Origin of the sequence: Streptomyces sp. NPDC102467 (assembly GCF_044765445.1) — a bacterium.
In the GTDB taxonomy this organism is placed as follows: Bacteria; Actinomycetota; Actinomycetes; order Streptomycetales; family Streptomycetaceae; genus Streptomyces.
On the sequence record NZ_JBIWKA010000007.1, the window covers coordinates 433,690 to 455,858 of the forward strand.

The following is a 22,169-nucleotide window of genomic DNA, read 5'->3' on the forward strand; positions in this document are numbered from 1 at the left end:
CTCCGATGAGTGGTACGGACCTAGGGGCGCGGGGAACTGCGCGACCAGCCCCCACGCACCCGCACGTGCGAACAAGCCGACGGGGGTCCGGGGGCGCAGCCTCCGGGGACGGGACGGGAAGGGGCGGCGGGGGCGACCTCCCAGGGCCGCACGCGCGGCGGCGCTCATGACGGAGCCCCCGGCGGAACGAACGGCAGCCCGTCCGGCGCCCCGGACTCGATCAACCGCCACAGCGCATCCGTATCGGCGTGGTGCTCGATCAGATCCCCGAGCCGATCCAACTGCTCCTCGCGCAGCGCCGCGAACGACGTGTCCGGCGCCGGCACGAACCGCCGGCCTGCCGCGTCCGCGACCTCCCGCAGAAACGCCCGCCGAAACCCGTCCGACTCCAGCGACCCGTGCCAGTGCGTCCCCCAGACGGCCCCGACCCGGCACCCGTCCAGGAAGGCGTCCCCGCCGAGTACTTCCGCGACCCCGTGATGGATCTCGTACCCCTCGACGTACTCCCCGAGCGCCTCGCCCACCGGCCGCTCCAGGGTCTTCTCCCGCTCGAACCGCACGCGTACGGGAAGCAGGCCGAGCCCGTCGACGACACCGGCCCGCGACTCGACCTCGTCCTCGACGCGCTCCCCGAGCACCTGGAACCCGCCGCAGATGCCGAGCACGGGGCGCCCCTCGGCGGCCCGCCGGACGATCGCGTCCGCGAGTCCCCGTTCACGCAGCCACTCCAGCGCCTTCACCGTTCCGCGCGTGCCCGGCACGACCACCAGATCGGCGTCCACCAACTCCTCGGCGCGGTCCACGAACCGGACCACGACGCCCGGCTCGGCGGCCAGCGCGTCGACATCCGTGAAGTTCGACATCAGCGGCACCGCGCAGACGGCGACCCGCAGCACGTCCTCGCCGACGGGCGGCGCCACCACGGACTCGCGCACCGTGCCCCGCAGGGACACCCGCAGCCCGTCCTCCTCGTCGATACCGAGGCCGTGCTGGAACGGCAGCACTCCGTAAGTGGGCCGTCCGGTAAGGGACTTGAGCATGTCGAGGCCGGGTTCGAGCAGGGTCACATCGCCCCGGAACTTGTTCACCAGATACCCGGCGAGCAGCTCCTGGTCCTCGGGCGCCAGCAGCGCCGTCGTACCGAAGAACGAGGCGAAGACGCCACCCCGGTCGATGTCCCCGACCACCAGGACCGGCAGCCGCGCGGCCCGCGCGATGCCCATGTTCACGATGTCGGTACGGCGCAGATTGATCTCGGCGGGGGAGCCCGCCCCTTCACAGATCACGGCGTCATGACTGCCCCGCAACTCCTCCAGGCACCCCACGACGGTGTCGAGCAACGCGCCCTGCCGCGCCCCGTGGTAGCCCCGCGCACTCATCTCGCCCACGGGCTTGCCCATGAGTACGACCTGGCTGCTGCGGTCGCTGCCCGGCTTGAGCAGCACCGGATTCATCAGCGCGGTCGGCTCGACCCGGGCGGCCTGCGCCTGCATGGCCTGCGCCCGTCCGATCTCGGCGCCCTCGCGCGTCACGAAGGAGTTCAGGGACATGTTCTGCCCCTTGAACGGCGCGACCTTCACGCCCTGCCGCACGAGCCACCGGCAGATTCCCGCGGTGACCACGCTCTTCCCGGCGTCCGACGTGGTCCCGGCGACGAGCAGCCCGCCTCCGCGCCCGCTCATCGACGCCCCCACCCAGACCCTCGCACCCACAACCGCCCGGCCACACAGACTCCCCACGCCGCCACACTCACCCGCCGCGACAACCGCGCGGCCCGTTCCACGTCCGACACCCGCACCGCGCGCCCTCGCGCGTTCAGCACGGGCCGGTGCTCGATCCTGCCCCCGTACGCCAGCGTCCCGCCGAGCCGCACCCCGAGCGCCCCCGCGAACGAGGCCTCGACGACCCCCGCGTTGGGGCTCGGATGGTGCCCCGCGTCCTCGCGCCAGGCGCGGGCGGCCTCACGCGGCCGCCCGCCCGTCAGTACGGCCAGCGCTCCCGTCAGCCGCGCCCCCGGCCACCCGGTCACATCGTCGAGCCGGGCCGACGCCCAGCCGAACCGGCGGTACTTGGGGGACTTGTGCCCGACCATCGCGTCCAGCGTGTTCACGGCCCGGAAGGCGAGCAGGCCCGGCACCCCGCCCACGGCGCCCCAGACCAGCGCGCCCACGACGGCGTCCGAGGTGTTCTCGGCGACGGACTCGACGACCCCGCGCGCGATCCCGTCGGCGTCGAGGCCCTGCGGGTCCCGGCCGCACAGGCGCGGCAGCAGTTCGCGGGCCAGCTCCACGTCCCCGGCCTCGAGCGCGGCCCCGACGGCGCGCGCCTCGCGGCCCAGCGAGGTGCCGCCGAGCACGGCCCAGGTGGCGGCGGCGGTCAGCGCGACGGAGGCGGCGGGGGAGCGGCGTACGGCACGGGCGGCGAGGGCGCCGACAGCTGCGGCACCACCTGCGCAGACCATCGTGTGCGCGGCGCCCCACCCACGGTGGTCCCGCCACAGCACGCGTTCCACGGCTCCCGCGGCCCGGCCGAAACCGGCGACGGGGTGCCCTCGGCGCGGATCACCGAACAGCAGGTCGGCGAGGAGTCCGGCGGCGGCACCGGACGCGAAGACGCGCTCGGGCCGCGCCGCGCCGCGCAGGGCGAACATGGCGGTAGTTGTCCTCACTCAGGGTGTCCACGCCCTGGTTCGACGAGACCGGCAGCGAGAGTTCCTGGCTCACCCTCCCCAAAGGAGGGCTCACAGTGGCGGGACCGCGCCGGATTCGCACCGGCTTCCTCGAACTGCTGCCGTATATGGCCCGGGAAGTCCACCACGGTGCGCGAAGGTGCGTCAACTCGCCGTTGACCTGGGAGAGGCGAGTGTGGGGAGGTCCACAGAGATGCGCGGCGCCCCATGGACCAGGAGTCCATGGGGCGCTGTCGTCGAGCCGGTTCCGGCCGGGCCGGAACCAGGGCCGGATCCAGGGTCAGATCCGGGCCCCGGTCTGGACCCGGATCCAGGTCACGCCACGATCAGAAAGATCCCGTACGCCACGGCCGCCGCGCACAGCGCGAAGCACAGGTACGCGCCGGACGTGGCGATCGTCGCCGAGCCGCCCCGCTGCGCCGTGGACTCGCGCTTGGAGAGGCCCACGATGCCGAGGGTGAACAGACCCACCAGGGCCACGGTGACCACGAGACTGACCCCGAAGACGGAGCCGAGAGCCGCCCAGTCGATCTTCATAGCTGGTCCTGCTTCCTTACAGCGTGGCGCCGGCGGGGCGCGCGGGGTCGGCCACGGCCGAGGCCGGAGCGGGGATCGTGGACTTCATCTCGGCCGACGCCCCGGACTCCACGAGCGCGGCGATCGGCGGCGGGCTGACCGCGGCGATGGCCGTGGTCACGACGCCCGCGGGCTCCTCGACGGAGTCGGTCGCGTCGGGGGTGACACTCGTGTGGTCGACGGAGTCGCGGCGCGACAGCTTCCAGATGATCGCGGAGCCGCTGATCAGCAGGAGCGCCGTCAGGCCGATGCCCCACGTGCCCTGCTTGGTGAGGAACTCGGCGCCCGCGCCGACCAGACCGGCGGCCGGCAGGGTCAGGCCCCACGCGATGAACATCCGGGTGGCGGTCGACCAGCGGACGACACCACCCTTGCGGCCGAGTCCTGAGCCCATCACGGCGCCGGAGCAGACCTGCGTGGTGGAGAGCGAGAAGCCGATGTGCGAGGAGGCGAGGATCGCGGTCGCGGCACTGGTCTGCGCGGCGAAGCCCTGCTGCGGGGCGAGGTCGGTGAGGCCCTTGCCCATGGTGCGGATGATCCGCCAGCCGCCCAGGTAGGTGCCCATCGCGATGGCCATACCGGCCGAGACGATGACCCACAGCGGCGGGTTCGCGCCGGGGTTCAGGACGCCGCCGGTGATCAGGGCGAGGGTGATGATGCCCATCGTCTTCTGCGCGTCGTTCGTACCGTGCGCGAGGGAGACGAGTCCGGCCGAGGCGATCTGCCCGGCGCGGTAGCCCTTGGCCGTGGCCTTCTGGTCGGTCTTCTTGCTGATGCGGTACGTGAGGCGGGTGGCCAGCATCGCGGCGAGGCCGGCGACGATCGGCGCGGCGACCGCGGGCAGCAGCACCTTGGTGACGACGGTGCCGCCGTTCACCGACGACCAGCCCATCGACATGACCGCGGCGCCGATGAGGCCGCCGAACAGGGCGTGCGAGGAACTGGACGGCAGGCCGACCAGCCAGGTCAGCAGGTTCCAGAGGATGGCGCCGACGAGCGCCGCGAATATGACCTCTGTCTTGAGGCCGTCCTCGTTGACGATGCCGCCGGAAATGGTCTTCGCGACTTCTACGGAGAGAAACGCTCCGACGAGGTTCAGCACGGCGGACATGGCCACCGCCGTCTTCGGCTTGAGGGCGCCTGTCGAGATGGTGGTGGCCATCGCGTTGGCGGTGTCGTGGAAACCGTTGGTGAAATCGAAGACCAGCGCGGTGACGATCACGATCGCAAGCAGGAGTGTGGCATCAAGTGCCATATCCGTATATCCGTTTCAGGTTGCGGACGGCGTCGCTGACCACGGCAGATTGCCGAAGCCTTGGTGAACGTAGGGCGGCCGCATGAACGGAAGGTGAACTGGTGGAGGACCTCAGGCAACCCCCACGCAGAGCGACTGTGAGAACACGCAAGGACCCCGGTGTCCCAGGGGTTTTCTGCGTATCCGAGGCCTGACGCAAGAGGCTTTTGTGGCTCTTGTCACCCAGTACCCCAGTACCCAGTGCTCTGGTCTTCCAGTGCCGCCGCTCCGGTTGGGGCCGGGGCGGCGGCGCGCATTCTGGATCGGCCCGCTCGGCTACCCGCGGGCGAACCGCTGCAGCTGGGCCATCGAGCCGTTGAAGACGTTCTGATCGCCCGGCAGGCCGCCGCGATTGGCGTACTGCCAGAACGTCCAGTACGTCCATCCGGCGGGCAGTGCGCCCGAGCTCTCGTCGTAGCGGGCGAGCCACAGGGCGTGGTTGGCGGCGAACGCCCGGCTGTTGCCGGTGCACGTCTTCCACCAGTGGTAGTTCGTGTAGATCACCGGACGCCGCCCGGTGCCGCGCAGTACCTCGTTGCTGAAGGACTTGATCCACGAGACCATCCGGGCCTTGCTCAGCCCGTAGCACTTGTGCTTCTTGCTGTACGGGTTGTACTCGATGTCGAGCGCGGGCGGCAGCGTCCATCCGTCCCGCGACCAGGCCCCGCCATTGCGCACGAAGTACGAGGCCTGGGTCCTGCCCGACGACTGATTGGGCACGCCGAAGTGGTAGGCGCCCCGGACGAGGCGGGCCGTTCGGGCGCCGTTGTACTGCTGCGTGAAGTAGGGGTTCTTGTAGGTCGTCGACTCGGTCGCCTTCACGTAGACGAACCGGGCCCCTTTGCTCTTTGCTTTCCGCCAGTTGACGTGTTTCTGGTGTGACGAGACGTCGTGTCCCCGCGGCAGGCCCGCGGATTGTGCGGGCGGCTCGGCCAGTGCGGATACCCCCAGTGTCAGAGCGGCCACCGACGACGCCGCCGCGACGGCGGCGCGGCGGCGGGACGGTTTGCGATCACGAGCCATGTTTCCCCCCGGATGGCGACGTTCATGACAAATCTCCCAGAGATTACTGGAAGATCCCGTCTTGCCCGTCGAAGGCCAGCCAATGGTCATCAGGGGGCGATCTATGCCCCTATGTCGCGTTATGTACACCTGGCAGGATGCGCGGCATGACGGAACTCGCGCAGGCATGGGAAGAGCTGGTGGCGACAGCCCGCAGGACGGTGAGCGACGGACTGGTCGTGGGGACTTCCGGCAATGCCTCCATCCGTGTCGGAGAGGCCGTCCTCGTCACCCCGAGCGGCGTCCCCTACGACCGGCTCGGCCCGCGCGACCTCGTCGCCGTCGACCTCGACGGCACGCAGCACACCGGCACGCTCGCCCCCACCAGCGAACTCCCGATGCACCTGGCCGTCTACCGGCACACCGACGCGCGCGCCGTCGTACACACTCACGCGGTGCACGCCACCGCGGTGTCCACGCTCGTCCCCGAACTCCCGGCCGTCCACTACATGACCGCTGCCCTGGGGGGCTTGGTGCGTGTCGCCCCTTATGCGACGTACGGAACGGACGAGTTGGCCGAGAACATGCTCGCAGCCCTGGCCGGACGCACCGGGTGCCTGCTGCAGAACCACGGGACCATCACATACGGACCCACGCTCACCGCCGCCTACGACCGCACCGCGCAGCTGGAGTGGATGTGCCGGCTCTGGCTCACCGCCCACTCCGTCCCCGGCCGCACCCCTTCTCTCCTCACGGACGAGCAGCTGCGCGAGGCGGGGGAGCGCCTCAGCGGGTACGGGCAGCAGACGGACGGCGCGTAGACCCGCCCGCCACCGGAAATTTCGACCCGCCCGGCCCGGCAGCCGACGGGCGTCACTCCCACCCACCGCCCCACTGGCCCGGGCGGGCCCGTCCGTCGACACTGGACGAGTGCGTACCGTCAAAGCGACAGCCGCTGCCGTCACCGCCGTGCTCGGAGTCTCCGCCGCCGCGATCGCCGCCGGCCGGCTGGCCAGCGACGCCGCGCTCAAGGCGCCCGCGGGGCGCCCCCTGCCCACCGAGCCCAGGCTCACCGTCCACGCCGTCGCCGCGGGGCAGATCACCCTCACCCGCGACCTGGCCTCGCTGCGTCCGGGCACGTACGGCCTCGCCGGCGACAACTACCACGCGGTCGTCGGGCCCGTGATCGAGTCGGCGCCGCACGCCGTGGACACCGTCGTGCGCCGCCTGGAGCGCGTCACCCACGGCTCCCTCGAACCCGGCCGCAAGGCGTGGCTCACGCCGCAGGTGTATATCGGCGACCCCAAGTCCGCGCTCGGCCTCGACCACGCCGACGTCGACATCCCGGGCGAACTCGGGGCGCTGCCCGCCTGGTTCCTGCCCGGCGTGCGCGACACCTGGGTCATCACGGTGCACGGCCTCGGCACCACCCGCGAGCACTCCATGAACGTCATGGAGTTCCTGCACCACCACCAGCTCCCGGTGCTCTCCCTCGCCTACCGCGGCGACCTCGGCGCGCCGCGCTCCCCTGACGGCCTCGGCCACCTCGGCGAGACGGAGTGGCGCGACCTGGACGCCGCGATCCGCCACGCCGTGCGCTTCGGTGCCCGGAACGTGATCGTGCACGGCTGGTCCACCGGGGCCGCCATGGCCCTGCACGCCGCCGCGCACTCGGCGCTGCGCGACCGCATCGCGGGCCTGGTCCTCGACTCCCCGGTGCTCAGCTGGGAGGCGACGCTGCGCGCCCTGGCCGGAGCCCGGCGCACCCCTGCCCCGCTGCTCCCGCTCGCGGTACGGGCCGCGCAGGGCCGCACGGGGCTGAGCGGCGACCGCCTCGGCGAAGCCGTCGACCCGGGCGCCCTCAGGGTCCCCACGCTGCTGCTGCACGGCCCCGACGACGAGGTGGCGCCCTGGGCGCTCTCCCGCCGACTGGCCATCAGGCGCCCGGATCTGGTCACCCTTCACACGGTCGACGACGCCCCGCACAACGCGATGTGGAACGCGGACCCGAAGGGGTACGAAGAGGCGCTGCGGCGCTTCCTGACGCCGCTGATGTGACCCGCGTCCGGGTCCGGCGAACCATGAGCCGAACCCCGAACAACAGCTCCCGTTTGGGATTTCGCGGGGTCACCCTGGACACTGCTCAAGTGACGTCCCGTACCCCGCGCGACTCCAGACTCCGACTCGTCGGCCCGCGCCGCCAGCCCCTGGCCGCCGCCGCCCCCCGCGCAGCGGTCCGGCGGCCCGCGCCGCGCCCGCCGGAGGGCACCCCGCCGCCCGCCGAGCTCGCCCGCGCCGCCCGGCAGGGCCTCGCCGCGGCCGTCCGTGTGGCGCGCTGGGCGGACTCCACGCTGAGCGCCGGCAACGGCACCGGCACGGACGACGGCAAGGGCACCCTCTCGGACGCCACCGCGCGCCGCGCCGCCGCCGATCTGGGCCTGACCGTCGGCCAGGTCCGCGCCGACTGGGACACCGCGCGGCTGGCCGGCCTCGTCGAGGTGCACGGCGACATCGCCCGGCCCGGCTGGCGGCTGCGCGTCTGGGACCGCGACGACACGGCCGTGCTGCGCGGCTGGGTCGCCCTGTTCGACGCCTGGTCCCTCGTCCACCCGGCGCCGGACTCCCTCGAGCCCGCCGCCGTGGCCGAAGTCATCGAAGCCGTACCGCAGTTGCTCTCCTTCTGCCAGCTGATGGCAGGCCCCGTCCCGGCCGCCCAGCTCCTCGACCTCCTCGACCAGCGCGTCACCGAACTGCGCACGGAGCGCTGCGAGATCCCGTACGGGCCGCGGCCCGAGCCGGTGCCGCCCGAGGACACCCCGCTGCTCCCCCTGCTCGACTGGTCCCTCGCGGGCCTGGCCTCGGTCGGCGCCCTGACGTACGCCGACGAGGCCGCCATACTTACGCCGCTGGGCAGTTGGGCGGTCTGGGTCAAGCTGGAGCAGATCTGCGTCGCCGCCCAGTCCCCGGCCGGGAACATCGAGGTGTCCGCCGAGGACATGCTGCGCGGCTGCGCCCGCCTGCGCCCGAACGCGGCCCGCGCCGAGTACCGCGCCTGGCTCGCCGCCCGCGACGTCGGCAACGCTGTCACCGAACTCCTCTACGCCGCCCGCGGTGAGGACGCGCTGCTGCGCGGCCTCGCCTTCGAGGCGCTGCGGGTCGTCGGCGCGCCGGCCGAGCCCGAGGTGCGCCGCTGCGCCGAAGAGCCGGGCCTGCGCGCCTATGCCCTGCTGTGGCTGGCCGAGTACGAGGGCGCCGACCCCGAGGACGTGCACACGGTCCTCACCCGCGAAGAGGCCACCTGGCTCTGGGTCGACACGGCAGCGGCCGTCGCGGACCACGGCGAAGCGCCCCTGCTCGTACGGCACTTGGAGTCCGCGGTGCAGCCGACCGTGCCCGCGCTGATCGAAGAGGTCCGTGCCGTCGGCCACCCCCGAACCGTCCAGGTCCTGGTCGCCCTGGCGGCCGCGCACCCCGACCCGGCCCTCGCGAAGGCGGTACGCCGGGCGGCGTTCCAGGTCCACACGGGCGGGGCCTGACCCCAGGGGCGCGCATCGGGCCCCCATCCCAGGGCCGAACGGGGGAGGGTGCCGGCGCCCCCGCCGTGTCACCGCCGTCCGCGAACCTTCTCGCTCCCGCCCGCCGCTACGCTCTGCGCTTGATTTGTGCCTGGCGGTGAGGAGGGGGCGGGTGATGGCGGTCGTACCGCTCGACGTGACGACAGAGGCGGTCCCCGCACGGCGGACCGCCCGGCCGCCGCTTCCGCACCCGGAGCCCGCGCCCCGCCGCCCCCGCAGGGCCCTCCTTCGGCCGCTCGCCGCCGCGCTCCTCGTCCTGCCCCTGATCGCCGCCGCCCATCACGTCCGTCCGGCTCCCTTCGGGGACCACCTCACCCGCTACGCGCGCGTGGCCGCGGACCCCGCGCCAGGCGCTCTCCGGCTGCGTACGAGAGGCGCGGCGGTCGAGGCGTACGACACCGCCGTGCGCTGGCGGCACACCCGCGAAGGGCGCCGTCCGCTCGCCGTGCTGGCCGCGCCGGGGCAGGCGCTCGCGCTGTGGAGCGACGGCATGGTCACCGACACCGAGGGCGCCCAGGGGCGCACCGTGCGCTGGCACCGGGCGATCCCGGGCGCCGCTGCCTGGCTGCGCACGCCGGGCGCGCACGACGGAGCGGGGGTCCTGCAGCCGCTCGACCCCGGCGGCCGGATGCTCGCCGTCATCACGCCGCACCGCATCGCCGCGTACCGCGCCGCGGACGGCGACCTGCGCTGGGTGCTGCCCGCGCGCGCGGGCTGCGCGTTCGAACCGGCCACTTACGTAAGGCGGGCATCCGCTCTGCTGGTCGCCCAGCCCTGCGCCGACGACACGGTGGCGTGGAGCGAGCGGATCGTGGCCGTGGACGGCCTCGGCAGGATCGTGCCCCGCCGTACACCCCTGGGCAACGAGCTGCCGGGCACAGCCGACACAGGCCCGTCCACGGCCCCGGCGAATCCGTTTGCATCCCACCGTTAAACTGGCTCGTATGACGTTTCCCCTCTGGGTGGTTTAGCGGCGCCGACCGGCCCTCGCCCTGGCCCCGTCTTGTCAATCAGCCGTTAACCCTGTCCTGGAGTAACCCCCGTGATCACCGCATCCGGTATCGAACTGCGCGCCGGCGCCCGCATCCTCATCGAGAACGCCTCTTTCCGTGTCGCCAAGGGCGACCGCATCGGCCTGGTCGGCCGTAACGGGGCGGGCAAGACCACCCTGACCAAGTGCCTCGCCGGTGAAGGCATCCCGGCCGGCGGCACCATCTCCCGCTCCGGCGAGGTCGGCTATCTGCCGCAGGACCCGCGCACCGGCGACCTCGACGTCCTGGCCCGCGACCGCATCCTGTCCGCGCGCGGCCTCGACAGCCTGATGCGCAAGATGCGCGAGAACGAGCAGCGCATCGCGACCGGCACGGGCGCCACCCAGACCAAGGCGCTCAAGCAGTACGAGCGCCAGGAGACCGAGTTCCTCACGAAGGGCGGGTACGCCGCCGAGGCGGAGGCCGCCACCATCGCGGCCGCGCTGAACCTGCCCGACCGGGTCCTCGGCCAGCCGCTGCACACGCTCTCCGGTGGTCAGCGGCGCCGTGTCGAGCTGGCCCGCATCCTCTTCTCCGACGCGGACACCCTGCTCCTCGACGAGCCGACCAACCACCTTGACGCCGACTCGATCGTGTGGCTGCGCGACTACCTCAAGTCGTACAGCGGCGGCTTCATCGTGATCTCCCACGATGTCGAGCTCGTCGAGACGGTCGTCAACAAGGTCTTCTACCTGGACGCCAACCGCTCCCAGATCGACGTCTACAACATGGGCTGGAAGCTCTACCAGCAGCAGCGCGAGGCGGACGAGAAGCGCCGCAAGCGCGAGCGCCAGAACGCCGAGAAGAAGGCCTCCACGCTGCACGCGCAGGCCGACAAGATGCGCGCCAAGGCCACCAAGACGGTGGCCGCGCAGAACATGGCCAAGCGCGCCGACAAGCTCCTCGCCGGTCTGGAGGACGTGCGCCAGTCCGACAAGGTCGCCAAGCTGCGCTTCCCCGATCCCTCGCCGTGCGGCAAGACGCCGCTGATGGCCGAGGGCCTCTCGAAGTCGTACGGCTCGCTGGAGATCTTCACCGACGTCGACCTGGCCATCGACAAGGGGTCGAGGGTCGTCATTCTCGGTCTCAACGGTGCGGGCAAGACGACCCTGCTCAAGCTCCTCGGCGGCGCCGAGAAGCCCGACACCGGGCAGGTCATCGAGGGGCACGGCCTCAAGCTCGGCTACTACGCGCAGGAGCACGAGACGCTCGACCCGGAGCGCACGGTCCTGGAGAACATGCGCTCCGCGGCCCCCGACCTCGACCTGATCCAGGTGCGCAAGACGCTCGGCTCGTTCCTCTTCTCGGGTGACGACGTCGACAAGCCGGCCGGGGTCCTCTCCGGCGGCGAGAAGACCCGTCTCGCGCTCGCGACGCTGGTGGTCTCGTCCGCGAACGTGCTGCTCCTCGACGAGCCCACGAACAACCTCGACCCCGCCAGCCGCGAGGAGATCCTCGGCGCGCTGCGCACGTACAAGGGCGCGGTCGTCCTCGTCACGCACGACGAGGGCGCCGTCGAGGCGCTCCAGCCGGAGCGCATCATCCTGCTCCCGGACGGTGTCGAGGACCTGTGGGGCCAGGGCTACGCGGACCTGGTCGCCCTGGCCTGACGTGGCGAGGGCCCGTTTCGGGCCCCGGCTGCCCGTTTCGTGCCCGCTTCGGACGCGTCAGCACGGCGTGATCGAATGATTGATCCACTCGGTATGGATCATTCGGCCGATCCGTGATCCCTCATCTGAGTGAGATCGCCTCGTACCGCGGTGTGTCATACACGGATTTTTCCGCGGTCCGGGCTTCGGCGGCCTTGCGGCGCTCGGGGCATCGCTGACCTGCCGGTTCTTCGATACGGGGGGTTCCGGGCGCCGCGTGAGGCGTCCGGAATTTTGAATTCCACTCGTGTGGACACCCTTGCCACCAGGAATTGAGCGCCTACGGACCTTGCCGAATGGGTGGCCAGGAACGCCGCAAGGGGTGATCATGGGAATTCCAGAGCGCACTTCCCACGAGGAGGCACGGGTGGCCGAGACTCTGAAGAAGGGCAGCCGGGTAACCGGCGCCGCGCGCGACAAGCTCGCGGCAGACCTGAAGAAAAAGTACGACTCCGGTGCGAGCATCCGGGCGCTGGCCGAAGAGACCGGTCGCTCGTATGGCTTCGTGCACCGGATGCTGAGCGAGTCCGGGGTCACGCTGCGAGGTCGCGGCGGGGCCACACGAGGCAAGAAGGCCGCGGCGAACTGACGCGACCTGGCTCGTTGTTTCCTTCGGTGACCACCCGGTCGGTCTACTGATCGGCCGGGTGGTTACTGTGCAGTCACTTATGACCGCGCAGACTCGGAGGTCCAGATGACCACGCCCGCACCGCTGCTCGACAAGGACGGCGTCCGGCTCACCGTCGACGACGCGATCGCCACGGTGTCCCTGACCAACCCGGACAAGCGCAACGCCCAAAGTCCCGCTCTGTGGCGGGCGTTGGCCGAGGCCGGGAGGTCCCTGCCGGGTTCCGTGCGGGTCGTGGTGGTGCGCGCCGAAGGCAAGTCCTTCTCCGCGGGCCTCGACCGTCAGGCGTTCACGCCCGAGGGTTTCGACGGCGAGCCGTCCTTCATCGAGATGGCACGCGGCGGCGAGGAGTTTCTCGACTCCACGATCGCCGAGTACCAATCCGCCTTCACCTGGCTGCGGCGCGGCGACATCCTCTCCGTCGCCGCGGTCCAGGGGCATGCGATCGGCGCGGGCTTTCAGCTCGCCCTCTCGTGCGACCTGCGCGTCGTCGCCGACGACGTGCAGTTCTCCATGCGCGAGACCAGCCTCGGGCTCGTCCCCGACCTCACCGGTACGCACCCGCTCGTCTCGCTCGTCGGATACGCGCGGGCGGTGGAGATCTGTGTCACCGGGCGTTACGTCCGGGCCGAGGAGGCCGTGGCCTGCGGCCTGGCCAATGTCGCCGTGCCCGCCGACCAGGTGGACGCCGCGACGCAGGACCTGGTCGCGGCGCTGCTCGCCGCTCCGCGGGACGCCGTGATCGAGACCAAGGCGCTGTTGCAGGGGGTGGGCGGCCGCACGCTGGACGAGCAGCGCGCGGCCGAGCGCGCCGCCCAGGGGCGGCGCCTGCGTGACCTGGCCGGCCTCGGCGACTGAATTCCGGGCCGGGGACCCGCGATATTTCGGGCCGAGTTCCTTCGTTCGGGCCGAGTTCCCTCCGTTCGGGCCGAGTTCCCTCGTTCGGGTCAGTCCCGCGAGGTTGTCGCGCCACCCGCCGTTCGCGGCGCGATATCCGTGATCAGCACCGCGACGGTCGGGGCGTCGGGGAGCGCCGCCGTCACGGAGCGTCGGACCGCCTGCGTGACATCGAGGGCGCGGGCCCCGTCCGACACCGCCAGCTCCACCCGCACATGACGCCGCGGCAGCGCTGCCCCGCCCGCCTGCTCCTCCAGGTGGATGGCGCGGCCCCGACCGCCCAGGGCGCCCGTCAGCCAGGCCACACCGGGCACGGCCAGCGCCGCCTGCGCCGCGCGCCCCTCGTCGCCCGACAGGGGCGCCGGCGTCTCGGTCGACCCCGGTTCCGTCTCCTTCTCGGGGGCGGGATCCGTCCCCGCCTCGGCCTCCAGCAACGCCGTGACCTGGAGATCCACCTCCGTCACCACCAGGCCGAGGCCTTCGTCCGCCGCCCGGGAGAGCGCCGCGCGCAGCCGGGCGGTGGCCGACGGCAGCGGCTCGTCGGCCGTCGCCGCGCACTCCGCCACGATCCGCAACGGCCCCGGCGGCAGCGCGCTCGGCGGGGCGGGCACCACGGACTCGTACTCCCCGTCGGGGTCGGCCGGCGACAGCCGCACCGAACCCAGGCGCACGCCGCGCACCCCGGCCACCGCCCGGCGCAGCACCTCCTGCGCGGCGGGCTCCACGATCCACGCCCCGTCACCCGGCCCGCCCAACGGCAGCAGCCTGCCGATCCCCAGCTGTTGCCGTACCGCCTGTGCCCATCGGTCTACCGTCATTGCCCCAGGCTGCCCCATCCCGGGCGCGGGACGAGGTAACCGCACTTAATGTGGGCAAAAGAAGGCACCATCCCACCGAGTTACACCTCATAGAGGGGACGGCCCCGATGAGCGACACCACGCAGAAGCCCGGCGACATGCCCGCGGCCACCGCCGGCAGGACCAACGTGACCAAGCGAGGCGGAGGCGACCCCGCGAGCCGGGGACGGACCACCATCGCCGACGGCGTCGTCGAGAAGATCGCCGGTCTCGCGGCCCGCGACGTGGACGGCGTCCACGCGATGGGCAGCGGCCTGTCGCGGACCTTCGGCGCCGTGCGCGACAAGGTGCCCGGCGGCAGCAAGTCCGTGTCGCGCGGCGTGAAGGCCGAGGTCGGTGAGGTACAGACGGCGCTCGATCTGGAGATCGTCGTCGAATACGGCGTGTCGATCACCGACACCGCACGCGCTGTGCGGGAGAACGTCATCGTGGCCGTCGAGCGCATGACCGGGCTCGAGGTCGTCGAGGTGAACATCGCCGTCAGCGACGTGAAGCTGCCGGACGACGAGGACGACGACGAGCAGGAATCGCGGCTCCAGTGAGCACCGGATCCGTACGCAGCGTAGGCAAGAGGAGCGCACGATGAATCTGGCCGTGATCGGAATGATCGCCGGCATGGCCCTCGGATTCGCCGGATATTTCGGCGGCTTCGGGGCGTTCGTGCTGGTGGCGGCGCTCGGCGCCATCGGCTTCGTGGCCGGCCGGTTCCTCGAAGGGGACCTCGAACCCGGCGAGTTCTTCCGCTCGCGCGGCGACCGGCGGCGGTGACCCGTGGCGGCACAGGTCGCGCCCGCCGAGCGCGGCGCGACCCGGATCGCCGACCGGGTCGTCGCGAAGATCGCCGCGTACGCGGCACGTGAGGCACTGGACGCCGTCCCGGACGACGGGGCGCCGCCGCATGCCACGGTCACCGTGCACCACGACACCGCTCGCGTCCGCATCAGCCTGGAGCTGGACTACCCGGCGGACATCGGCACCCAGTGCGGCGCCGTACGCCGTCAAGTCGCGGAGCGGGTGCGGACGTTGGCGGGAATGGAGGTGCCGGAGGTGGCTGTCCAGGTGGAACGGCTGCATCCGGCCCGGTCGGGTGCGACGGCCCGGGGGAGGATCCGGTGAGCGAACCAACCCAGCGGTTGCCCGTCATCGAGCGTTCCGGGGAAGACCCGGACGACCGGTCGGCACCCACCGCGTCCCACGCGGCGCACCCCACCCTGGACGGCCAGAAGAAACCCGGCCGCTTCTGGTCGGCCCGCCGCATCCCGGCGGCGCTGGCCGCGCTGGTGCTCCTCGGCGCGGTGGGCATCCTGCTCTACGATGTCGCGTCGGTACGTTCCGGACGCCCGGCCATGCAGTGGCGGCGCAGCCTCGCCCGGGAACTCGCCGAACGGCCGCTGGAGAACACCGGCGTCCTGGTCGGTGCGGGTATCGCCGCCGCACTCGGCCTCTGGCTGCTGCTCCTCGCGGTGACCCCCGGGCTGCGCGGTCTCCTGCCGATGCGCCCCGCCCACCCCGACATGCGGGCGGGACTGCACCGGGACGCCGCCGCGATGGTGCTGCGCGACCGGGCCATGGAGGTGTCGGGCGTGCAGTCCGTACGCGTCCGTATGAAGCGCTCCAAGGCGGATGTGCGGGCGGTCTCGCACTTCCGTGAACTCGACGACGTACGGGCCGACTTGGACTCCGCGCTGGGCGACGGCATCAGGGGGCTCGGGATCGACAGAGACCCCAAGCTCGTGGTGCGCGTGGCACGGCCTGGGAAGAAGGGATGAGGGACGTGCTCAGAACCGTGAACCGGATCGTGCTCGGTCTGCTCGGCCTCGTCCTGGTGGCCGGCGGCGGCTCGGTGCTCGCCGTCGGCCTCGGCGCGAAGCCTCCTTCGTGGTGGATCTACGAGAGTCGCAAGGACGTCCTGCTCGGCGTCGCGGACCGGCAGCGCTGGCGCGACGAGGGCTGGTGGTGGCCGGTGGTGATCGCCGTGCTCGGCGTCCTGGTGCTGCTCGCGCTGTGGTGGCTGGTGGCGCAGTTCCGGCGCCGCCGCCTGACCGAGGTGCTCGTCGACACAGGGGACGGCGAGGGCGCGCTGGTGCGCGGCCGGGCCCTGGAGAGCGTGCTGGTGAGCGGGGCAGAGGAACTGGACGGCGTGGACCACGCGGGCGCTGTCCTGACCGGCCGCCGCTCGACGCCACGGGCCAGGATGAACCTCACCCTGGAACCGCACGCCGCGCCCGGCGACGCCCTGCGGCAGCTCGGCGACGGCGCGCTGGCACAGGCGAGGGACTCGGCGGGCCTGGAGTCACTGCCCGCCGAGGTCCGACTGCGGGCGGTCAAGCACCGCGCGGAGAGGGTGAGTTGAGAGCGACTGAGCCCTGAGGCGCCCTTCTCCGCAAGGGTTCCTCAGGGCTCAGGCACGCTCAGAAGCCGTGCCGGAAGCCGCCGTCGACCGGCAGCATGACCCCGGTCAGGTACGAGGCGGCAGGCGACAGGAAGAACGCGGCGGCCCGGCCGAACTCGGCCGGGGTGCCGTAGCGCCGCAGTGGAATCCGCGACTCGTTGGCCACCCGGGTCGCCGTCGGGTCGGCCGACATCCCGTCCAGCTCGCGGACGCGGTCCGTGTCGATGCGGGCGGGCAGCAGCCCCACCACACGGATCCCGTGCGGGCCCAGCTCGTCCGCGAGGGACTTGGCGAACCCGGCGAGGCCGGGCCGCAGTCCGTTCGAGATGGTCAGTCCCGGGATCGGCTCGTGCACGGAGCCGGAGAGCACGAAGCCGATGACGCCGCCCTCGCCGAGCTCGGCCGCCGCGGCCCGCGCGAGCCGTACCGCACCGAGGAACACCGACTCGAACGCGGACTGCCACTGCTCGTCCGTGTTGTCCGCGACGAAGCCGGGCGCGGGCCCGCCCACGCTGACGAGAATCCCGTCGAACCCGCCGAACTCCTGTCGGGCGACGCCGATCACCCGCTCCGCGACCTGCGGATCGGCGTTGTCGACGGCGACGCCCAGCGCGTTCGGGCCGAGCGCGGCCGCCGCGTCCTTGACCGTCTGCTCGTCGCGCCCGGTGATGACGACCTTCGCGCCGTCGGCGACGAGTTCACGCGCGGCGGCGTTGCCGAGGCCACGGGTGGCGCCGGTGACTACGTAGACACGGTCTTTCAGTCCAAGATCCATGGTTCCTATCCTGCCTCTCCGGTGCCGGTGGTGCCGAACAGGGTCAGCGCGCTGGTCACCAGGCCGATATGGCTGAACGCCTGCGGGAAGTTGCCGAGCTGGTGGCCCGCCCGGGGGTCGTACTCCTCGGCGAGCAGCCCCACGTCGTTGCGGAGCGCCACGAGCCGCTCGAACAGCTCGCGCGCCTCCTTCGTGCGCCTCGTCATGTGCAGCGCGTCCGCCAGCCAGAACGAACAGACGAGGAACGCCCCTTCCTGTCCCGGCAGGCCGTCGACGGAGTTGTGGTCCGTGCTGTAGCGGCGTACGAAACCGTCCCGCGCCAGTTCTCTGCGGACCGCGTCGACGGTGCCGATCACCCGTGGGTCGTCCGGCGGCAGGAAACCCACGCGCGGGATGAGCAGGGTCGCCGCGTCGAGTTCGGTCGAGCCGTACGCCTGCGTGAAGGTGCCCCGCTCGGCGTCGTAGCCGCGCTCGCACACATCCTGATGGATGGTGTCCCGCAGCTTGCGCAGCCGGTCGAGGTCGCCGGGCAGCTCCGGATGGTCCTCCAGGGCGCGTACGGTGCGGTCGGCCGCGACCCAGGTCATGACCTTCGAGTGGACGAAGTGGCGGCGCGGCCCGCGCACCTCCCACAGCCCTTCGTCGGGCTCGCGCCACGCGTCGTGCAGGAAGTCCAGGAGCGCCAACTGCAGCTGCCAGACGTGGGGCTTGTCGTGCAGACCCGCGTGGCGGGCCAGCGCGAGGGAGTCGACGACCTCGCCGTACACATCGAGCTGCAACTGCTGCACGGCGTCGTTCCCGCTGCGTACGGGGCGTGAACCACGGAATCCGTCCAGCCAGGTCAGGTCCTGCTCGGGCAGTCGGCGCTCGCCCGCGAGGCCGTACATGATCTGCAGCTTCGCGGGGTCACCGGCGGCCGCGCGCACCAGCCAGTCGCGCCAGGCCTCGGCCTCGTCCAGATATCCGGCGGAGACCAGCGCGTTCAGGGTGAGGGTGGCGTCGCGCAGCCAGCAGTAGCGGTAGTCCCAGTTCCGTACGCCACCGATCTCCTCCGGCAGCGAGGTGGTGGGCGCGGCGACCATGCCGCCGGTCGGCGCGTAGGTGAGTGCCTTCAGAGTCAGCAGGGAGCGCAGGACGGCCTCCCGGTGGGGGCCCTCGTAGCAGCACCGGTCCGCCCACGCCTGCCAGTCGGCGAGGCTGTGCCGCAGCGACTCGTGCGGGTCGATGAGGTCGGGGCGCGGTTCGTGCGAGGGGTGCCAGGTCAGCACGAAGGCGACCGTCTCGCCCGCCTCGACGGTGAACTCGGAGTGGGTGCCGAAGGCCTCGCCCCAGGTGTGCACCTCGGGCTCGCTGCGCAGCCACGCCGCGTCCGGGCCCGCGACGGCGACCCGGTGCCCGTCGCAGCGCCGCACCCAGGGCACGACGTGGCCGTAGTCGAACCGCAGCCGCAGGGTGCCGCGGACGGTGACGCGGCCGCTGATCCCCTCGACGATCCGTACAAGATCGGGTGCCTTGTCGCGCTGCGGCATGAAGTCGGTGACCCGGATGTGGCCTTCGTCGCTCTCCCACTCCGTGTCGAGGATCAGGGAGCCGGGCCGGTACGCGCGGCGCGTACAGGTCTCGCCGTCCTTGAGGTTCTTGGGGGCGAGCCGCCAGTGGCCGTTCTCCTCGTCGCCGAGCAGCGCGGCGAAGCAGGCGGGTGAGTCGAACCGCGGCAGGCAGAGCCAGTCGACGGAGCCGTCCCGTCCGACCAGAGCCGCGGTCTGTTCGTCGCCGATGAGGGCGTAGTCCTCGATATGTGGGTGCACGCGGAGCGAGTTCCCGGCGCCCCGGTGCGGCAATCCAGGACGGGACCGGGCGAGTGAGGAAAAGTGAGGCAGGAGGGGCTCAGACCGCGGCCGGCGTGGTGTCCCGCGCCGCCTGCTCGGACTCCGCCTTCCTGCGCCGATCGCGCAGTTCGCGCCGGACCAGGATCACCCAGCCGGCCGGTACGGCCGCGGAGAACAGCCACCACTGGTACGCGTACGCGTAGTTCAGCGCGGAGTCCTCCATGCCGGGCTTGCCCATCAGCTCCGGGGTGTCGCCCTTGGGCTCGGGGGCGGTCTGCGCGACGTAGCCGCCGAGCACCTCCTTGCCGAGCCGCTTGGCCTGCTGCTCGCTGTTGACCAGCATGATCTGCCGGTCGGGCAGGCCTTCGAGGTTCTTGATGCCGCTCGCCGCGGTCGTCTCGTCGGGCATCAGGCGCCCGGTGACGGTGACCTCGCCGCGGGGCGGTGCCGGGATCTTGGGGAAGGTGGACTGATCGGTGTCGTCGTCCGGGATCCAGCCCCGGTTGATCAGGACCACCTTGCCGTCGTCCAGGACGAACGGGGTCAGGACGTGGTAGCCGACCTCTTCGTTGGAGTTGACGCGGCGGCGCACGACGACCTCGTCGTCGGTGTCGAAGCGGCCCTTCGCCGTCACGGAGTGGTAGCGCTCTCTGCTGGTGACGGTGTGCCCCGACCTCGTCAGCCCCTCCACCGGCGCGGGCTTCGCCTTGAGGGCGTCGGTGACCAGCTGGTTCCGTGCGGCGCGCTCCTCGTAGCGGTGCATCTGCCAGATGCCCAGCCGGATCATCGTGGGGATGAGGACGAGAGCGACCAGGGTGAGGATCACCCACTGCCGGGTCAACAGGAAGCGGTACACCCCATGACGGTACCGCTCGGTCATGGGGTGTTTTCAGGGGGGTGCGCCCGGTTGGGGTGGACGGGCCCAGGTAAGGGTCAGACGTTGTCGACGATGCCCACCTTCCCCTCCGCGCGGGAACAGTGCGCCCCGCAGAACCAGCGCCCGTCGACCTCGACGCCCTGCCCGATGATGCGGCACCGGCAGTGCTCACAGATCGGTGCCATGCGGTGGATGGCGCAGGAGAAGCAGTCGAAGACGTGTACCGCTCCTTGGGCGTGGACCTCGAACGACATGCCGTAGTCGTTTCCGCAGACTTCGCAACGTGCCATGCGCCACAGGGTGGGCGTCCGGGCGGCGCCGGGCGAGTGGGCGCGGGGCGAGTCGCCCCGCAAATCACCCGTCTGTCCCTCAGGCCCCGCCCGCCGCGCCCGTAGCGTCTTCTACGTCGCGCAACAGCTGTCCGAACGCCGCCTCGTCCATCACCGGCGTCCCGAACTGCTTGGCCTTCACGACCTTCGACGTGTACGAGTCCGGGTCATTGGTCACCAGCAGACTGGTCAGCCGGGACAGGCTCGTCGCCACATGGAGGCCCGCTTCGACCGCCCGGTCCTCGAGCAGCTCCCGGTCGACCGAGGTGTCCCCGGAGAACGCGACACGCATGCCCTGCTTGAGTGGTTTGCCCGGTTCGTACCGGCCAGGGTTCGGGTAAGGGCACGCCGGCCGCTTACGGGAAGGGCGCCAACTGCCCGCGCCCCCACCCCGGTAGGAGACCCCCGGGGCCGCCGGCTGCCGCGGTACCGACGGCTCGGACCACTCCGTGAGAGGGCGGCACTCCAGGAGCGGCAGTCTCACGTTCCCCACGGCGGCCGCCCGCAGGCTCGGGCGGAACGCCTCCGCGAGCACGCGCGCGTCGTCGAGAGCGTGGTGCGCGCGCTCCTGTACGACACCGAAGTGCGCGGCCAGTGACTCCAGCTTGTGGTTGGGCAGCGGCAGGCCCAGCTCCTTGGAGAGCGCGATGGTGCACAGCCGCTGACGGACCGGCGCGGTGCGCTGGGCGCGCGCGTACTCGCGGGCGATCATCGACCAGTCGAAGACCGCGTTGTGCGCGACCAGGACACGGCCGTCGAGCCGCGCGGCGAACTCCTCCGCGATGTCCGGGAACAGCGGCGCGCCGTCCAGGACGTCGGTCGTCAGGCCGTGGATCCACACCGGGCCCGGATCACGCTCCGGGTTGACCAGCGTGTACCAGTGGTCCTCGACCTCGCCCTGCGCGTCGAGACGGTAGACGGCGGCCGAGATTATCCGGTCGTCCCTGGAGAGGCCGGTGGTCTCCACGTCGACGACCGCATATCCCTTGGGGTACGCGGTCGGCCAGGGGGCTGCGGACGCGAACGTCGGCGGGCGGTCTTCGAGCATGGTCCCTGAGGATACGGGCCGTCACTGACACTCCGGTCGCCGCCCGGCCCGAAAATCGGCGGCCAGGTCAAGTGCCCGCCTCCAGGAGGGACTTCACCAGCGCCCGTACGGAGGTGGTGAAGACACGCTCCGGATCCACCGGCGCGGCGAGCGCCCGGGCGAGGGCCCGGTCGTCCTCGGCGGCGGCCGTGGCCGTGTCCGTTTCGGCCCACAAGTCCTCTTCGCCGGGCCGCTGTACGGGCGCCCGCTCCCGGTTCCGCTCGACCAGGACGTGCCCGACGACCTGGAACTGGACGGCGCGCACGGCCTCGGCTGCGCGGGCCCCGCGCAGCCCCGCCGCGTGCACCTCGTGCACCAGGGCCTGTTGCGCGGGCAGGAACATGCGCTCGGTGAGGCCGCGCTCATGCACCATCGCCACCAGGTGCGGATGCGCGCGCAGGAGCCGGCGCAGCGCCCGCGCGACGGAGACGACGCGCTCCTGCGGAGTGCCGCCGCGCGGCCGGATCTCGCCGAGATCGGCGACCGTGCGCTCCACGAGGGCGTCGAGCAGCGACTCGCGGTTGCCGACATGCCAGTAGATCGACGTGACGGCCGTGCCCAGTTCGGCCGCGAGCCCCCGCATCGTCAGCGCCTGCGGGCCGCTCTGTCTGACCAGGGCCGCGGCGGCGTCGAGCACCTCGTCGCGGGTGAGCGGTGAGCGCGTCATGCCGCGCCCCCTCTC

General features: G+C 72.0%; 24 protein-coding genes and 1 riboswitch. Of the genes, 12 read left to right on the forward strand and 12 right to left on the reverse strand.

Going from position 1 to position 22,169, the window contains the following annotated elements:
• Positions 1-164: 164 nt before the first annotated feature.
• The 5 genes from ACIREE_RS17345 to ACIREE_RS17365 form a co-directional block, all read right to left on the reverse strand.
• Positions 165-1,682: a cobyric acid synthase gene (locus ACIREE_RS17345; RefSeq protein WP_404152156.1), complete on the reverse strand. Its 1,518-nt coding sequence runs from the start codon at positions 1,680-1,682 to the stop codon at positions 165-167.
• Positions 1,679-2,650, reverse strand: a complete 972-nt coding sequence (locus ACIREE_RS17350) for a cobalamin biosynthesis protein (RefSeq protein ID WP_404152338.1) — start codon at positions 2,648-2,650, stop codon at positions 1,679-1,681. Before ACIREE_RS17350 ends, ACIREE_RS17345 begins: the two co-directional genes overlap by 4 nt.
• 58 nt (positions 2,651-2,708) lie before the next feature.
• Positions 2,709-2,781, reverse strand: a riboswitch (cobalamin riboswitch).
• Between the two features lie 223 nt (positions 2,782-3,004).
• Positions 3,005-3,226 (reverse strand): hypothetical protein, encoded by a 222-nt coding sequence (locus tag ACIREE_RS17355; protein WP_404152159.1) that lies wholly within the window; start codon positions 3,224-3,226, stop codon positions 3,005-3,007.
• 16 nt (positions 3,227-3,242) lie between these two features.
• Positions 3,243-4,520 carry an anion permease gene (locus tag ACIREE_RS17360; protein ID WP_404152162.1) on the reverse strand — a complete coding sequence of 426 codons (1,278 nt, stop codon included), beginning with the start codon at positions 4,518-4,520 and terminating at the stop codon, positions 3,243-3,245.
• Positions 4,521-4,835: 315 nt separating this feature from the next.
• A complete protein-coding gene (locus tag ACIREE_RS17365; RefSeq protein WP_404152164.1) occupies positions 4,836-5,582 on the reverse strand; it encodes a lysozyme in 747 nt (248 codons plus the stop codon).
• A gap of 146 nt (positions 5,583-5,728) precedes the next feature.
• On the opposite strand from ACIREE_RS17365, the gene ACIREE_RS17370 reads away from it, so the two are divergent.
• The 7 genes from ACIREE_RS17370 to ACIREE_RS17400 all read left to right on the forward strand — a co-directional run bounded on the left by ACIREE_RS17370 (position 5,729) and on the right by ACIREE_RS17400 (position 13,302).
• Positions 5,729-6,382: a class II aldolase/adducin family protein gene (locus ACIREE_RS17370; protein ID WP_404152167.1), complete on the forward strand. Its 654-nt coding sequence runs from the start codon at positions 5,729-5,731 to the stop codon at positions 6,380-6,382.
• A 109-nt stretch (positions 6,383-6,491) separates the two neighbouring features.
• Positions 6,492-7,619, forward strand: coding sequence for an alpha/beta hydrolase (locus ACIREE_RS17375; protein WP_404152169.1), 1,128 nt, complete (start codon positions 6,492-6,494; stop codon positions 7,617-7,619).
• 89 nt (positions 7,620-7,708) lie between these two features.
• Positions 7,709-9,097, forward strand: coding sequence for a hypothetical protein (locus ACIREE_RS17380; protein ID WP_404152172.1), 1,389 nt, complete (start codon positions 7,709-7,711; stop codon positions 9,095-9,097).
• A 154-nt stretch (positions 9,098-9,251) separates the two neighbouring features.
• On the forward strand, positions 9,252-10,070 hold the full coding sequence (locus ACIREE_RS17385) for a hypothetical protein (RefSeq protein WP_404152174.1): 819 nt from the start codon (positions 9,252-9,254) through the stop codon (positions 10,068-10,070).
• A 108-nt stretch (positions 10,071-10,178) separates the two neighbouring features.
• Complete coding sequence (locus ACIREE_RS17390) at positions 10,179-11,777, forward strand: ABC-F family ATP-binding cassette domain-containing protein (RefSeq protein WP_404152177.1); 1,599 nt, start codon at positions 10,179-10,181, stop codon at positions 11,775-11,777.
• A 406-nt stretch (positions 11,778-12,183) separates the two neighbouring features.
• On the forward strand, positions 12,184-12,405 hold the full coding sequence (locus ACIREE_RS17395; protein ID WP_324772334.1) for a helix-turn-helix domain-containing protein: 222 nt from the start codon (positions 12,184-12,186) through the stop codon (positions 12,403-12,405).
• Positions 12,406-12,510: 105 nt separating this feature from the next.
• Complete coding sequence (locus tag ACIREE_RS17400; protein WP_404152180.1) at positions 12,511-13,302, forward strand: enoyl-CoA hydratase/isomerase family protein; 792 nt, start codon at positions 12,511-12,513, stop codon at positions 13,300-13,302.
• A gap of 89 nt (positions 13,303-13,391) precedes the next feature.
• On the opposite strand, the gene ACIREE_RS17405 is transcribed toward ACIREE_RS17400, so the two are convergent.
• Complete coding sequence (locus ACIREE_RS17405) at positions 13,392-14,159, reverse strand: nucleopolyhedrovirus P10 family protein (protein ID WP_404152183.1); 768 nt, start codon at positions 14,157-14,159, stop codon at positions 13,392-13,394.
• A 107-nt stretch (positions 14,160-14,266) separates the two neighbouring features.
• On the opposite strand from ACIREE_RS17405, the gene ACIREE_RS17410 reads away from it, so the two are divergent.
• Genes ACIREE_RS17410 through amaP form a run of 5 tightly spaced genes read left to right on the forward strand, consistent with a single transcriptional unit; the run spans position 14,267 to position 16,551 of the window.
• On the forward strand, positions 14,267-14,740 hold the full coding sequence (locus tag ACIREE_RS17410; RefSeq protein ID WP_404152186.1) for an Asp23/Gls24 family envelope stress response protein: 474 nt from the start codon (positions 14,267-14,269) through the stop codon (positions 14,738-14,740).
• 40 nt (positions 14,741-14,780) lie between these two features.
• Positions 14,781-14,966 carry a hypothetical protein gene (locus tag ACIREE_RS17415; RefSeq protein WP_404152189.1) on the forward strand — a complete coding sequence of 62 codons (186 nt, stop codon included), beginning with the start codon at positions 14,781-14,783 and terminating at the stop codon, positions 14,964-14,966.
• Between the two features lie 3 nt (positions 14,967-14,969).
• Complete coding sequence (locus ACIREE_RS17420) at positions 14,970-15,314, forward strand: Asp23/Gls24 family envelope stress response protein (protein ID WP_404152191.1); 345 nt, start codon at positions 14,970-14,972, stop codon at positions 15,312-15,314.
• On the forward strand, positions 15,311-15,967 hold the full coding sequence (locus ACIREE_RS17425) for a DUF6286 domain-containing protein (protein WP_404152194.1): 657 nt from the start codon (positions 15,311-15,313) through the stop codon (positions 15,965-15,967). Before ACIREE_RS17420 ends, ACIREE_RS17425 begins: the two co-directional genes overlap by 4 nt.
• Positions 15,964-16,551 carry an alkaline shock response membrane anchor protein AmaP gene (amaP, locus tag ACIREE_RS17430; RefSeq protein ID WP_404152196.1) on the forward strand — a complete coding sequence of 196 codons (588 nt, stop codon included), beginning with the start codon at positions 15,964-15,966 and terminating at the stop codon, positions 16,549-16,551. The genes ACIREE_RS17425 and amaP overlap by 4 nt, the downstream gene beginning before the upstream one ends.
• Positions 16,552-16,609: 58 nt before the next feature.
• Here amaP and ACIREE_RS17435 read toward each other — a convergent pair whose 3' ends face one another.
• The 6 genes from ACIREE_RS17435 to ACIREE_RS17460 form a co-directional block, all read right to left on the reverse strand.
• Positions 16,610-17,365, reverse strand: a complete 756-nt coding sequence (locus ACIREE_RS17435) for an SDR family oxidoreductase (protein ID WP_404152199.1) — start codon at positions 17,363-17,365, stop codon at positions 16,610-16,612.
• Between the two features lie 5 nt (positions 17,366-17,370).
• On the reverse strand, positions 17,371-19,173 hold the full coding sequence (locus ACIREE_RS17440; RefSeq protein ID WP_404152201.1) for a glycoside hydrolase family 15 protein: 1,803 nt from the start codon (positions 19,171-19,173) through the stop codon (positions 17,371-17,373).
• 79 nt (positions 19,174-19,252) lie between these two features.
• Complete coding sequence (locus ACIREE_RS17445; RefSeq protein WP_404152341.1) at positions 19,253-20,050, reverse strand: SURF1 family protein; 798 nt, start codon at positions 20,048-20,050, stop codon at positions 19,253-19,255.
• A 77-nt stretch (positions 20,051-20,127) separates the two neighbouring features.
• Positions 20,128-20,361 (reverse strand): hypothetical protein, encoded by a 234-nt coding sequence (locus ACIREE_RS17450; protein ID WP_404152203.1) that lies wholly within the window; start codon positions 20,359-20,361, stop codon positions 20,128-20,130.
• Positions 20,362-20,440: 79 nt separating this feature from the next.
• Complete coding sequence (locus tag ACIREE_RS17455; RefSeq protein WP_404152206.1) at positions 20,441-21,448, reverse strand: DEDDh family exonuclease; 1,008 nt, start codon at positions 21,446-21,448, stop codon at positions 20,441-20,443.
• A 67-nt stretch (positions 21,449-21,515) separates the two neighbouring features.
• A complete protein-coding gene (locus ACIREE_RS17460; RefSeq protein ID WP_404152209.1) occupies positions 21,516-22,154 on the reverse strand; it encodes a TetR/AcrR family transcriptional regulator in 639 nt (212 codons plus the stop codon).
• Positions 22,155-22,169 lie beyond the last annotated feature (15 nt).